Source organism: Cupriavidus sp. FW305-27, from assembly GCF_058787995.1.
Genome location: NZ_JBYTAG010000043.1, coordinates 51,890 through 65,435 on the forward strand (window position 1 = coordinate 51,890; position 13,546 = coordinate 65,435).

At 68.7% G+C, this 13,546-nt stretch carries 12 protein-coding genes; 10 read left to right on the forward strand and 2 right to left on the reverse strand.

Translation table 11 applies throughout. The features are described from left to right. The first annotated feature begins 7 nt into the window (after positions 1 to 7). From AC3WRI_RS20575 to AC3WRI_RS20620, 10 genes are all read left to right on the forward strand, one after another. Positions 8 to 1,171, forward strand: a complete 1,164-nt coding sequence (locus AC3WRI_RS20575; protein WP_492293963.1) for an acyl-CoA dehydrogenase family protein — start codon at positions 8 to 10, stop codon at positions 1,169 to 1,171. After that, on the forward strand, positions 1,168 to 2,370 hold the full coding sequence (locus AC3WRI_RS20580; RefSeq protein ID WP_010813971.1) for an acyl-CoA dehydrogenase family protein: 1,203 nt from the start codon (positions 1,168 to 1,170) through the stop codon (positions 2,368 to 2,370). The genes AC3WRI_RS20575 and AC3WRI_RS20580 overlap by 4 nt, the downstream gene beginning before the upstream one ends. After that, on the forward strand, positions 2,367 to 3,170 hold the full coding sequence (locus AC3WRI_RS20585; protein WP_010813970.1) for an SDR family oxidoreductase: 804 nt from the start codon (positions 2,367 to 2,369) through the stop codon (positions 3,168 to 3,170). Before AC3WRI_RS20580 ends, AC3WRI_RS20585 begins: the two co-directional genes overlap by 4 nt. A 40-nt stretch (positions 3,171 to 3,210) precedes the next feature. Continuing rightward, a complete protein-coding gene (locus AC3WRI_RS20590; RefSeq protein ID WP_010813969.1) occupies positions 3,211 to 3,666 on the forward strand; it encodes a MaoC family dehydratase in 456 nt (151 codons plus the stop codon). A 13-nt stretch (positions 3,667 to 3,679) separates the two neighbouring features. Next, positions 3,680 to 4,882 carry an acetyl-CoA C-acyltransferase gene (locus AC3WRI_RS20595; protein ID WP_010813968.1) on the forward strand — a complete coding sequence of 401 codons (1,203 nt, stop codon included), beginning with the start codon at positions 3,680 to 3,682 and terminating at the stop codon, positions 4,880 to 4,882. A 70-nt stretch (positions 4,883 to 4,952) separates the two neighbouring features. Further along, the gene (locus AC3WRI_RS20600) at positions 4,953 to 5,918 is read left to right on the forward strand and encodes a WD40/YVTN/BNR-like repeat-containing protein (RefSeq protein WP_492293965.1); all 966 of its coding nucleotides are present in this window, start codon (positions 4,953 to 4,955) and stop codon (positions 5,916 to 5,918) included. Between the two features lie 38 nt (positions 5,919 to 5,956). Next, entirely contained in the window at positions 5,957 to 8,398 is a 2,442-nt protein-coding gene (locus AC3WRI_RS20605; protein WP_058697833.1) for an efflux RND transporter permease subunit, read from the forward strand. Positions 8,399 to 8,484: 86 nt separating this feature from the next. After that, a complete protein-coding gene (locus AC3WRI_RS20610; protein ID WP_412459411.1) occupies positions 8,485 to 9,663 on the forward strand; it encodes an NADH:flavin oxidoreductase in 1,179 nt (392 codons plus the stop codon). A 75-nt stretch (positions 9,664 to 9,738) separates the two neighbouring features. Further along, the gene (locus AC3WRI_RS20615) at positions 9,739 to 10,839 is read left to right on the forward strand and encodes a 3-ketosteroid-9-alpha-monooxygenase, oxygenase component (RefSeq protein ID WP_058697835.1); all 1,101 of its coding nucleotides are present in this window, start codon (positions 9,739 to 9,741) and stop codon (positions 10,837 to 10,839) included. A gap of 26 nt (positions 10,840 to 10,865) precedes the next feature. Continuing rightward, the gene (locus AC3WRI_RS20620; RefSeq protein ID WP_492293967.1) at positions 10,866 to 11,657 is read left to right on the forward strand and encodes an SDR family oxidoreductase; all 792 of its coding nucleotides are present in this window, start codon (positions 10,866 to 10,868) and stop codon (positions 11,655 to 11,657) included. A gap of 81 nt (positions 11,658 to 11,738) precedes the next feature. Here the strand turns inward: AC3WRI_RS20620 and AC3WRI_RS20625 are convergent, their stop codons facing one another. Continuing rightward, positions 11,739 to 11,861 carry a hypothetical protein gene (locus tag AC3WRI_RS20625; RefSeq protein WP_010813962.1) on the reverse strand — a complete coding sequence of 41 codons (123 nt, stop codon included), beginning with the start codon at positions 11,859 to 11,861 and terminating at the stop codon, positions 11,739 to 11,741. Positions 11,862 to 11,967: 106 nt separating this feature from the next. Beyond that, positions 11,968 to 13,347 carry a DUF1329 domain-containing protein gene (locus tag AC3WRI_RS20630; RefSeq protein ID WP_010813961.1) on the reverse strand — a complete coding sequence of 460 codons (1,380 nt, stop codon included), beginning with the start codon at positions 13,345 to 13,347 and terminating at the stop codon, positions 11,968 to 11,970. Positions 13,348 to 13,546 lie beyond the last annotated feature (199 nt).

Sequence of the window (13,546 nt, forward strand, 5' to 3'; positions counted from 1 at the left end):
GACGGCCATGGACTTCTCCCTTAGCCTCGAACAGCAGATGGTACGCGACAGCGCGCGCGACTACCTCGCCGCGCACAGCGATTCGGCGGCGGTGCGGCGCGTGACCGAGGCGGGTGCCGCGCACGACGAAGCGCTGTGGCACGCGGTCGCGGGCGAACTCGGCTGGTGCGGCATCGCACTGCCCGAAGCCGTGGGCGGCGTCGGCCTGGGTGCGCCCGGGCTGGTGCTGCTGCAGGAACAACTGGGCCAGCGCCTGGCCTGCGTGCCGTTCTGGTCCGCCGTGTGCGTGGCCGCGCCCTGGCTGCAGGCCAGCCTGGGCCCGCGTGGCAGCGCGCATTGGCTGGAACGGCTGGCCTGTGGCGAGCTGCGTGCCGCCGCGGTGTTGCCGGACGATGGCGGCTGGCAGTACGACGGCGTCGCCATTGGCGCGCAGGCGGGCGCGGATGGCTTCGTGCTGCGCGGCTGCGCCGCCCAGGTGGCCGATGCCGCCGGCGCCGACTGGCTGCTGGTGCCGGCCCGGTTCGAAGACGGCGTGCCTGCGCTGTTCCTGCTGGAGCCAGCAGCACTGGCACAGGATGCGCGATTCATGCTGGCGCCGCTCGATACGCTGGACCGCACGCGGCCGCAGGCCGCGCTGCGGCTGGACGGGCTGCCCGTGCCCGCCAGCGCCTGCCTGGCGCGCGCGGACGCGGCGGCGTTTGGCCTGGCCCAGGCCTGGTGGCACGGCAAGCTGATGCTGGCGGCGGAGCAGCTTGGCGCGGCCCAGCAATGCCTGGACCTGACCGTAGCCTATGCCTCGGAACGGATCCAGTTCGGGCGCGCCATTGCCTCGTTCCAGGCGGTCAAGCACCGCTGCGCGCAGATGATGGTGCTGGTCGAGGCGGCGCGCTCGGCGGTGTATGGCGCGGCGCAGGCGTGGGAAACGGGCGAGGTGGCCGATGGTACCGGCATGCGCCTCGACATCGCCGCCGCATCCGTGGCAGCCGACGATGCCCTGCGCTTCTGCGCGCAGGAGGCCATCCAGTTGCATGGCGGTGTCGGCTTCACCTGGGAATACGACCCCCAGCTCTATTTCAAGCGCGCGCAGGCCGCCAGCCACTGGCTGGGCGGTGCCGGCGCGGCGCTGGCGTATCTCGCAGCAAATGGCCCGCACGCGTGGAGGACAGCATGACAGCGAATCAAGAGGCGGCATTCCGCGCCGAAGTCGCGCAGTGGATGGCCGCCAACCTGGCCGGCGAGTTCGCCTGCCTGAAGCACCGCGGCGGCCCCGGCGACGAAGAGGCCTATCCCGAACTGCGCAAGGCGTGGGAGCGCCGGCTGGCCGAAGGCGGCTGGACCGGCCTGGGCTGGCCGCGCGCGCATGGCGGGCGCGAGCTGCCGGTCATGCAGCAGGTGATCTTCCATGAGGAATACGCGCGGGCAGGGGGGCCGGGCCGCATGGGCCATATCGGCGAGGGGCTGATCGGCCCGACCCTGGTCGCCTTCGGCACCGACGACCAGAAGGCGCGCTTGCTGCCCGGCATCCTGAACGGCACCACGTTCTGGTGCCAGGGGTATTCGGAGCCTGGCGCGGGCTCGGACCTGGCCAATGTGCGCACGCGGGCGGAGCGCGATGCGGCCACCGGCGACTGGCTGGTGAGCGGCCAGAAGGTGTGGACCTCGCTCGCGCACGATTCGGACTGGATCTTCGTGCTGGCGCGCTGCGAGCCCGGCTCGCGCGGCAGCAAGGGCCTGGTCTTCCTGATGCTGCCGCTGGACCAGCCCGGCATCGAGATCCGGCCGATTCGCCAGATGGGCGGCGGCGCCGAATTCAACGAGGTGTTCTTCGACGGCGCACGTGCCGCCGCCGCCGATGTGCTGGGCGCGCCCGGCGATGGCTGGCGCATCGCCATGGCGCTGCTGGGCTTCGAGCGCGGCATCTCCACGCTGGGCCAGCAGATGCAGTTCACGCATGAACTGGAATGGGTGGCGCAGGCCGCGCGCGACAACGGCAGCAGCCGCGACGCGCTGGTGCGCCAGCGCATCGCGCGCGCCTGGGCCGGCCTGCGCGTGATGCGCGCCAATGCGCTGCGCATGCTGGCGGGCGCGGCGCAGGCGGGCCAGGACGGCGGCACCGCGCTGCAGCGCGACGCGCTGATCTACAAGTACTACTGGTCCAACTGGCACCGCGACCTGGGCCAGCTGGCGCTGGACGTTCTGGGTCCGCTGGCCAATGTGCTGGACGCCGGCGACACGCGCCGCACGCGGCTGCAGCAGATGGCGCTGTTCTCGCGCGCCGACACCATCTACGCCGGCACCAACGAAATCCAGCTCAACATCATCGCCGAACGCGGCCTCGGCATGCCGCGCGAAGCACGAGGACAGTCATGACCCTGAACACCGAAATCCCCAGCGCCCCGGCCTATGTGCCTGGCCATCAGTTGCTCGCCGGCAAGAGTGTGCTCATCACCGCCGCGGCGGGCGCCGGCATCGGCTTTGCCGCCGCGCGCCGCTGCGCCGAGGAGGGCTGCCGCGCGCTGATGATCTCCGACGTCCATGAGAAGCGGCTGGCAGACGCGGTCGAGCGCCTGCGCGCGGAAACCGGCCTGCAGGCGATCCATGGCCAGCTTTGCGATGTATCGGATGAAGCGCAGGTGCGCGCACTTGTGGCCGCCGCCGAAGAAGCCTTGGGCGGAACCGACGTGCTGATCAACAACGCCGGCCTGGGCGGCTCGCGCCGCCTAGTTGATATGGACGATGCCGAGTGGTCGCGCGTGATCGATATTTCCCTCACGGGCACCTTCCGCATGACGCGAGCGATGTTGCCGCACATGCAGGCGCGCCGGCGCGGCGCCATCGTCAACAACGCCTCGGTGCTGGGCTGGCGTGCGCAGAAGGAGCAGTCGCACTACGCCGCGGCCAAGGCCGGGGTGATGGCGCTGACGCGCTGCAGCGCGATGGAAGCCGCCGAATTTGGCGTGCGCATCAATGCGGTGGCGCCCAGCATCGCGCTGCATGACTTCCTGAAGAAGTCGGCGCCGGCCGACCTGCTGCGCCAGCTCAGCGAGCGCGAAGCGTTCGGGCGCGCGGCCGAGGTGTGGGAGGTGGCCAATGTGATGGTGTTCCTGGCCAGCGACTATGCCTCGTACATGACGGGCGAGGTGCTGCCGGTGAGCAGCCAGCGGGCTTGAAGGGAAACAGTTGGGACCGGGAACAACGCAGGAACCAGACATGCCAAGAATCTTCCGTTCTGCCGAAGACATCCACGCCGCCGTCGGCCAGCGCCTCGGCGAGAGCGCCTGGACCCAGATCACCCAGGAACAGGTCAACCAGTTCGCCAATGCCACCGGCGACCACCAGTGGCTGCACGTGGACCCGGAGCGCGCCGCGCAGGGCCCATACGGCGCCTGCATCGCGCACGGCTACCTGACGCTGGCGCTGGTCAACCAGTTCCTGCCGGAGCTGGTCACGGTCGAAGGCATGAAGTGGGGCGTCAACTACGGCTGCGACAAGGTGCGCTTCCCGGCGCCGGTGCGCGTGGGCGCGCGCGTGCGCGGGGTGGGGGAACTGGTGCGGGCCGAGACCTTGCAGGGCGGCGTGCAGTCGGTGGTGCGCATGACCGTGGAAATCGAAGGCGGAGACAAGCCGGCCTGCGTGGCCGAGACCATCAGCCGCTATTACTTCTGAACAGGAATCCAGAATGAAAGAAGCAGTCATTGTCGCCGTCGCGCGCACACCGATCGGCAAGGCCTTCCGCGGTGCCTTCAACGACACCGAGGCCCCGGTGCTGGGCGGCCACGTGGTGCGCGCGGTGGTGGAGCGCGCCGGCGTGGATCCGTCCGAGGTGGAAGATGTGCTGATCGGCGCGGCCGCGCAGCAGGGCACCCAGGGCTACAACCTGGGCCGCCTGTGCGCGGTGGCGGCCGGCCTGCCGGACAGCGTGCCCGGCATGACCATGGACCGTATGTGCGGCTCGGGCCTGATGACGATCGCTGCGGGCGCCCGCGCGATCCAGTGCGGCGAGGCCGACATCATCGTCGCCGGCGGCGCGGAATCTATCTCGCTGACGCAGACCAGGCACAAGAACAGCTACCGCGCCCAGTCCGAAGCGGTGCTGGCGCGGCAGCCGGCAGCCTATATGGCAATGATCGAGACCGCCGAGGTGGTGGCGCGCCGCTATGGCATCAGCCGCGCCGAGCAGGACGCCTACGCCTGGCGCAGCCAGCAGCGCACCGCCGAGGCGCAGCGGCGCGGTGCCTTCGATGACGAGATCGTGCCGCTGGAAACGCGCCGCGCGCTGTTCGACAAGGCCGGCACGCTGACCGGCCACGAGACCGTTCGGCTTGCGCACGACGAGTGCAACCGGCCCGATACCACGGCCAGCAGCCTGGAGGCGCTGAAGCCGGTCTGGAGCGGCGGCCAGGCGGTGGCCGCCGGCGAGCACATCACTGCCGGCAATGCCTCGCAGTTGTCGGACGGCGCCGCCGCGGTGCTGATGATGAGCGCCGACGAGGCCCGCCGGCGCGGCCTGCGCCCGCTGGGCCGCTACCGCGGCATGGCGGTGGCGGGCTGCGCGCCGGACGAGATGGGGATTGGCCCGGTATTCGCCGTACCCAGGCTGCTCGCGCGCCATGGCATGACGGTGGCCGACGTGGGCCTGTGGGAGCTGAACGAGGCCTTTGCCTGCCAGGTGCTGTACTGCCAGCAGAAGCTGGGCATCCCGGATGCGCGCCTGAATGTCAACGGCGGCGCGATCTCTATCGGGCATCCGTTCGGCATGTCGGGTGCGCGCATGACCGCGCATGCATTGATTGAAGGCCGGCGCCGCGGCGTGCAGCAGGCAGTGGTGACCATGTGCATCGGTGGCGGCATGGGTGCCGCCGCGCTGTTCGACGTTCTGTAATCACAAGCAGCCCCTGCAGGGACGGCCCGCAACGAGGCCGCCTGCCATCACTCCAACCGGAGGAGACATCATGAAACGACTGATCGGCGTCGCCATGTCGCTGGCCGTGCTGGCCACCGCGGTATGGGCCTTCGCGCCGCGCCCGCTGCCGCCGTTCGCGGCCACGACGCTGCGCCCGGACGGCCTGCAGGTCAACGGCATCGCGCGCGCCGGCGAGCGCCTGGTGGCAGTGGGCGAGCGTGGCCAGATCCTGTTCAGCGATGACCAGGGCCGCAACTGGCGCACGGCCGCCGTGGATCAACCGCAAGGCGCCGCGCTGACCCAGGTGGCCTTTGCCGACAGCCGCCATGGCATGGCGGTCGGGCACAGTGGCTGGATCTTGCGCACGGAAGACGGCGGTGCGCACTGGCAGCAGGTGGCGTTCGACGCGAGCTCGTCCGATCCGCTGCTCGGCGCCTGGGCCCAGGCGGACGGCCCGTGGTTCGCGGTCGGCAGCTTTGGCCGCTTCCTGGTCTCGCGCGACCAGGGCAGGCACTGGGAGCTGGTCGCAGACAAGGCCATGCAGGACCGCCACCTCAACGGCATTGCCGGCGACGGGCAGGGTCGCCTGATGCTGGTCGGCGAAGCCGGCCTGGTGCTGCGCTCGCCCGACGGCGGCAGCCGCTGGGAGGTGGTGAAGTCCCCCTATGAGGGTTCGCTGTACGGCGTGCAGGCGCTGCGCGATGGCGCCTGGCTGGCCTTCGGCATGCGCGGCAACGCTTTGCGCAGCGAGGACTTCGGCGCCACCTGGCAGGCCGCGGACACTGGCCTCAAGACCTCGTTCTTCGGCGGCGTTGAGCTGCCCGATGGGCGCATCGTGCTGGCCGGGCAGGGTGGCACGCTGGTGATGTCCGCCGACGGCGGGCGCCACTTCACCGCCTTGCCCGCCGGCAGCCCGCAGACCCTGGCCGCGCTGGCCCCTGCCGGCAAGGACAAGCTGGCGCTGGGCGGCAATGGCGGCCTTGCCGGCGCCACGCTCGCCGCCAACCCCCGCTGACCCTGCCTGACCCTGGCTTACCGAATGCGAGAACGATCATGACCCGCCCCCATTCCTCCGGCCGCCTGGGCCGCCTTGTCGATGCCTGCGCCAGCCTGCTGATGCACCGGCGCCGCCTGCTGCTGGTGCTGTGCCTGGCCGTGACCGTGGCGCTGGGCGCCTCGGCCACGCGGCTGCGGCTCGATCCCGGCTTCAACAAGATGATCCCGCTGCAGCACCCGTTCATGCAGGTGTTCACCAAGTACGCGAGCACCTTTTCCGGTGCCAATACGGTGCTGCTGAGCCTGCGCTGGAAGGGCGACGGCGACATCTACAACGCGGCCTTCATGGACAAGCTGCGCCGCGCCACCGATGACGTGTTCTTCATCCCCGGCGTGGACCGCTCGCGCGTGTTCTCGCTGTTCACGCCCAATGTGCGCTACACCGAGGTGACGGAGGCGGGCTTTCGCGGCGACGTGGTGGTGCCGGGGCGCTTCTCCGGCACGCCGGCCGAGCTCGACAAGGTGCGCCGCAACGTGGCGCGCTCCGGCCAGATCGGCCGCCTGGTCAGCAACGACCTGAGGTCCGCGCTGATCCGCGCGGAATTGCGCGAGACCGATCCGGCCACCGGCAAGACCATCGACTACGGTTCGGTCGCGCGCCAGCTGGAGAAGATCCGCGGGGACTTCAGCGGCACCGACGTCGAGGTCAATATCGTCGGCTTTGCCAAGCTGGTGGGCGATGTGGAAGAGGGCATCGCCGGCGTGATGGGCTTCTTCGCGCTGGCCTTCGCCGTGACCGCGCTGCTGCTGTGGCTGTACACGCGCTCGCTGCGTATCACGCTGCTGTCGCTGGTGGTGGCGCTGCTGCCCGTGGCCTGGCTGCTGGGCCTGCTGCCGCTGCTGGGCTACGGCATCGATCCGATGTCGATCCTGGTGCCGTTCCTGATCTTTTCGATCGGGGTCTCGCACGCGGTGCAGATGACCAATGCCTGGAAGCAAGAGGTGGTGCAGGGACATGGTGCGCTGGACAGCGCCAGCGCGGCCTTCCGCAAGCTGTTCATCCCCGGCACGGTCGCGCTGCTGACCAACGCGCTCGGGTTCATGGTCATCATGCGCATCGAGATCGACATCGTGCGCGAGCTTGGCATCACCGCCTGCCTGGGCGTGCTGCTGATGATCGTGACCAACAAGGTGTTCCTGCCGATCCTGCTGTCGTACACGCGGCTGGAGCCGTCGGCGCTGGCATCGGCGCAGGCCCGGCGCGCGCACGGAACCGGCGGGCTGTGGCAGAAGTTCGGCGCGCTGGCGCGTCCGGGCCCGGCGCTGGGCGTGTTCGTTGCCGCGCTCGCGTTGCTGGCGGCCGGCGCCATCGATTCGCGCGGCCTCAAGATTGGCGATGTCGGCAGCGGCGCACCGGAACTGCGCGCGGATTCGCGCTACAACCGTGACAGCGCCAGCATCGTGAGCCAGTACAACATCGGCTCGGATGCGCTGACCGTGGTGGTGGAACCCACCGGCTTCGACGACGGCTGCCTGCACTACCCGGTGATGAGTGCGGTGGAACGCTTCGAGATGCATATGCGCGGCGTGTCCGGCGTGCAGTCGGTGGTGAGCGTGTCGTCGCTGGCCAAGGTGGTGATCGGCGCCTACAACGAGGGCAACCCGCGCTGGGAGGCGCTGCCGCGCAGCAGCGAGGGCCTGAGCCAGGGCGCCAAGGCCTTCGACCCGGACAACGGCATGAATACCTCGAACTGCCAGGCCATCCAGGTGCTGATCTACACCGCCAACCATGAGGGCGCCACCATCGCCCACATCATCCGCGAGATCCGCCGCTTCACCGCCGCCGACAAGACCCCCAACGTGGCGTTCCGCCTGGGCGGGGGCAATATCGGCGTGATGGCGGCCACCAATGAGGCCGTGGAAGAAGCCGAAGTGACCATGCTGCTGTCGATCTTCGGTGCGATCACGCTGCTATGCCTGCTGACGTTCCGCTCGTGGCGCGCGGTGCTGTGCATCATCGTGCCGCTGACGCTGGTGTCGGTGCTGTGCAATGCGCTGATGGCGCGGCTTGGCATCGGGCTGAAGGTGTCGACGCTGCCGGTCATCACGCTGGGCGTGGGCGTCGGCGTGGACTACGGCATCTACCTGTATGAGCGCATCCAGCACCAGATCCGCGAGGAAGGGCAGGCCCTGCCGCAGGCCTTTGCCGAGGCCATGCGCCAGCGCGGTTCGGCGGCGCTGTTCACGGCGCTGACGATGTGCATCGGGGTGGGCACCTGGGCCTTTGCCGCGCTCAAGTTCCAGGCCGACATGGGTATCCTGCTGGCCTTCATGTTCCTGGTGAACCTGTTCGGCGCAGTGTCGCTGCTGCCGGCGCTGGCTGCTTGGCTGGGGGTGGAGGAAGAAGAGCGTGCGCGCGTGGCCGCCGGTGGTGCCGGTGGCGCCGCGCGCGGCGAGACGGTGCCGCCGGCGCACGCCCTGAAATCCGACGCGGTGTAAGGCCGATGACCCGGAGAGACAGCATGCACGATCACCAGGCTTACGCGGCGGCGGCATTCACGCCGGTCCGCATCGGCCCGCTCACGCTGCGCAATCGCATTATCAAGGCCGGCGCCAACGAGGGCATGACGCCGCAGGGCCTGCCGACCGAGGCGCTGGTCAGGCACCACCGCGAGCTTGCCGCGGGCGGCGTGGGCATGACCACGGTGGCGTATGCGGCGGTGGCCGACGACGGCCTGACTTTTTCGCACCAGCTCAGCATGCGCCCGGAGCAGGTTGCGCACCTGCGCGTGCTGACCGATGCCGTGCATCGCGAAGGCGCGGCGGCCTGCCTGCAGATCACCCATGCGGGCTCGTTCACCACCATGCGCCATGGCGGCAGCCGCGCGCCGGGCAGTGCTTCATCCGGACTCAATGCCTTTGGCATGCTGCATGGCGTGTATTTCCAGCGTGCCATGCGCGAGGCGGACATGGCGCGCGTTGCCGGCCAGTTTGCCGCCGCGGCGCGGCTGGCGCGCGAAGCCGGCTTCGACGCGGTGGAAATCCACATGGGGCACGGCTACCTGCTCAACCAGTTCCTGTCGCCGCTGAGCAACCGTCGGCGCGATGCGTTCGGCGGCAGCGTGGAGAACCGCACCCGCTTTCCGGCCGCGGTACTGCGCCAGGTGAAGGACGCGGTCGGCGCCGAGCTGGCGGTCTGCTGCAAGCTGAGCGTCAGCGACGGCGTGCCGGGCGGCAACGAACCCGCGGATTCCGCCGTGACCGCGCGCCTGCTGGAGGCGGAAGGCGCCGACCTGCTGACCCTTAGCGGCGGGCGTAACGTGGAGAGTCCTTGGGCGCTGTTCGGCAGCCCCATGCCCACGGCGCAGATGAAGGCCGCCGCACCGACCGCGGTGGCGCGCTTCGGCATCACCATGCTGGAGAAGCGCACGCCGCGCGCGCTGGCCTTTCGCGAGCTGTACTTCCTGGAGGCGTCGCGCGTGGTGCGGCGGGCGGTGCGCATGCCGCTGGCCTATATCGGCGGCGTCAAGTCGATCGGCAATGTCGCGCAGCTGATGGAAGAGGGCTTCGACTGCATCGCGCTGGCGCGCGCGCTGATCCACGATCCCGCACTGGTCGCCAACTGGCGCAGCGGCGCGGTGGCGCATTCGGCCTGTGACAGCTGCAATGGCTGCGTGGCGCGGATCTACGATCCGGCCGGTGTCAGTTGCGTGCATGGCCCGGGCAATGACCCGGCGCTGACGAAGATTGCCGCGCTGCAGTAGTCCGATGGGACGATGAGCCGCCGGCCAGACGCTCTTATCTTGAAGGTCCCACGGGAATTCAAGGAGACAGACGCCATGACCGCTGACGGCAACCAGACTGGCTACAAGACCGGCTACAAGATCGAATCACGCCCGCTCGAGGCCCGCTACGCGCGCGGCTGGCATTGCCTCGGCCTGGCCGATGGCTACCGCGACGGCGTGCCGCACACGCTGAATATCTTCGGCCGGCGCCTGGCGGCGTTTGCCGACTCGACCGGCGCGATTCGCGTGATCGACGGCTACTGTCCGCACATGGGCGCAGACCTGAGCACCGGCACCGTGCAGGGCGACAACCTGGTCTGCCCGTTCCACGGCTGGCAGTGGGGCGGCGACGGCGGCTGCAAGTCCATTCCCTACTGCAAGCGGGTGCCGCCCAAGGCCCGCGTCGGCGCCTGGGAGACCTGCGAGCAGAACCACCTGCTCTTCATCTGGCACGATCCCGAAGGCCGCCCGGCACCCCCCGAGGTGGCGATTCCGCGCATCGATGCCTGCTTCTCTTCGGATTGGTCGGACTGGGCCATCGACGAGATGCTGATCCGCACCAATTGCCGCGAGCTGGTCGACAATATCTCCGACATGGCGCATTTCGGCACGGTCCATGGCGCGCCGGTGGACTATTTTGCCAACCTGTTCGAAGACCACAAGGCCACGCAGCTGATGATCGGGCGCAGTGCCCGGCTCTCGGGCGATGCGCAGCTGACGGCGCTGTCCACGTACTTCGGGCCTGCATACCACATCACCGAGATGATCGGACAGATGGGCGACCAGCAGATCCACTCGATCCTGCTCAACTGCCATGTGCCGATCGACCTCAACAGCTTCGCGCTGCGCTACGGCGTGTTGGTGAAGAAGATCCCGGGGCTGTCCGAGGAACAGAACCGTGCCATGGCGCAAGCCTATGTGGAGCAGGCCAAACAGGCCTTCTACGAGGACGTGGCGATCTGGGACAGCAAGATCCGCATCGACAACCCGTTGCTGTGCGAAGGCGACGGGCCCCTCTACCAGATGCGTGACTGGTACCAGCAGTTCTACACCGACTTGGAGCAGGTGCGGCCGTCCAGCGTGGCACGGCGCATCTTTGAGCTGAACCCGGGCAATATCGAGCCGCCGGCGCTGCGGCATGTGTTCGAGGCCTGATGGCAACCTCCACGGAACCTCGCACCATGAAAACCGTCGTCATTACCGGAGCCGCGTCCGGTATGGGCGCGGCCGTGCGCCACCGCATGCTCGCCGACGGCTGCCGGGTCATCGGCATCGACCTGCGCGATGCCGACATCGTTGCCGACCTGTCCAGCCCGCAGGGCCGCGCTGCCGCGATCGACGCCGTACTGTCGCGGTCAGGCGGCCGCATCGACCAGCTGGTCTGCTGCGCTGGCCTGGGCCCGCATGTTGAACCCGCAACGCTGGTGGCATCGGTCAACTACTTCGGCTTGGTAGCACTGCTGGATGGCCTGTTCGAGGCGCTGTGCCAGGGCTCGGATCCGTGCGCCGTGGTGGTGTCGTCCAACTCGGCCACGCTCCAGTCCTGGGAGGGCAGCCCGCTGCGTGATGCCTACCTTGCCGGCGATGAGCCAGGCGTGTGCACGATGGTGGCGGCCGCCGCGGCGGCGGAAGCCACCCGGGACCAGGCTGGCTATATCGCCTATGCCAGTTCCAAGCATGCGGTGGCGGCGGCCGCGCGGCAACGTGCGGCCGCGTGGGGACAGGCCGGCGTGCGCCTCAACGTGGTCGCGCCGGGGGCGGTGGAAACGCCGCTGCTGCAGGCCGGTCTGAAGGATCCGCGCTATGGCGATGCCATTCGCGATTTCCTGCCGCCGCTTGGGCGCCGCGCCCAGCCTGAAGAGGTGGCCGCGCTGATCGCGTTCCTGTGCGGGCCGCACGCTGCCTACATCCATGGCAACGTGGTGTTCATCGACGGCGGCCTGGATGCCGCGCAGCGACCGCTGAACTTCTGATCTCCTGGCCAATGGGGCATCCGCCGCGAGCCGCGGCCCGCGGGGGCGCATGCCCCATTTTTGTTCGATGGCGTCCCGGACTTACGTGACCATGACATCGTCCTGCATCCGGCGCTCGCGTTCGCCGGGATACAGGGCCTTCTTTTCGAGGTAGAAGCACTCGGCGCGGCCCGGGTTGCAATCGGAGCGGCTGGGCTTTGCCATGTAAAAGCCCCCAAAAGTCGTCTCCGACTTCTGGGGGCAGTTCAGGGCGGGGAGGGGAGCGCGACCGGGCGCCAAAGGCTGCGCCCGGCCGGATATCACGATGGGATCAGGTACCCGACCCGCGCGCGGCGTCCGGGGAGAAGAACGCCTCGTTGAATTCCGGGCTGTTGTTCAGCGTTGCCATCGGGCCTTCGTTGGTCAGGCGGTCGGCCATGTAGGCACCCGAAATCAGGTCATGGTAGAACACCGTGGTCGGATAGTAGCGGCGTGCATCATAGGCGTACACCGAGGCCTGGAGATTGGTGCGCCACAACTGGCCCCGGCCATCGTAGTTGTCGGCCGCCAGGGCCAGCCAGCTGTCTTCGTCGAGATACAGCACGCGTTTCGCATACTGGTGCCGGAAACCGGACTTGAGCGTGGCTTCCAGTACCCATACCCGATGCGGTTCATAGCGCATCGCGTCCGGATTGGCATGGCCATTCGTGAGCAGCTCCTTGTACTTGACGGAAGTGCTCTGCAGCTTGTAATTGTGGTACGGGACGAAGATCTCTTTCTTGCCGACGATCTTCCAGTTGTAGCGTTCGCCCGAGCCGTTGAAGAGGCGGTCGTCGTCCACGGTGCGGAAGCCGCCGGGACCCTGGGGCTGGTCAAAGCCGAATTCCGGCGCCTGGCGCACCCGCCGCGTGCCCGGGTTGTAGATCCACGTGCGGTTGGTGTCGGAACCCTCCTGGTCCCAGACCGCGTAGCCAACGATCACCTGGCCGCGGTCACGCAACGGCAGGTCGGTGGCGGTGCGGAAGAAGGAGCGCTCGTTGAGGGCGCTGCGCGGGTCGAACTTGCCATTGTTGCGCGGCGACAGGATGCTGTACGAGACGCGCCCCCACGCGATCGAGCCGTTCGGATACACCACGGCCTGGTCGAACTGAGCCTTCTCGGTGCCGATGGCCGACGAGAAACGCTGGTTCCACAACAGCTCCATCGCGGTTTTCGGAATCGGGTAGGGAACCTGCGGACCCGCTTCCTTCAGGCCGTTGGCATCGCTCGTCATGCTGACGGTGGTGGCGTAGGTGCGGATGTCCTTGTAGACCGCGTCCTCGTAGCGGAAATCGCGATGGCTTGGGTACACCGGCATCTTGAAGGTGTCGGGATACTTCTTGAACAGCGCCTTCTGCCCGTCGCTAAGCCGCTCGGCATACTGCGCCATGTTCTGCGCCGTGATGACGAACAGCGGCTTCTCATCGGCATACGGGTCCGGGTAGCGTTCGCCGCGCTGGTATTTGACATGCGCCGGCGTGCCCAGCCACTTGCCGGACCATGCCGGGACCTCGCCGTCCTTGCTGGCGGCACGCTCGGCGCCCATCGGCGTGAGGGGGCCATCCAGTTGCTTGAGCTCCTCCGGGGTGGCCTTCGCCCACGATGCCGCCGCCAGGGCCATGCTGGTGAGCAGCAGGCCACCGCGTATCAGTTGTCTTGTGCTGGATTTCATTGAAGTCTCGCTCCTTGTAAAGAGGAATTGCCGGCGCCGGCTGTGCCTGTGCCTGTGGTGACAGCGTAGTGATGGCGCGGCGGCGGGGAATCGTTGGAACGGACTAGTGGATTTCCCTAGCGCCCGGCGTGGCGGAGGGGGCGGGGACAATCCGGGTGGCGTGCCAGCATCCCGCGAGGATTGCGGGAGCGTACCGGGG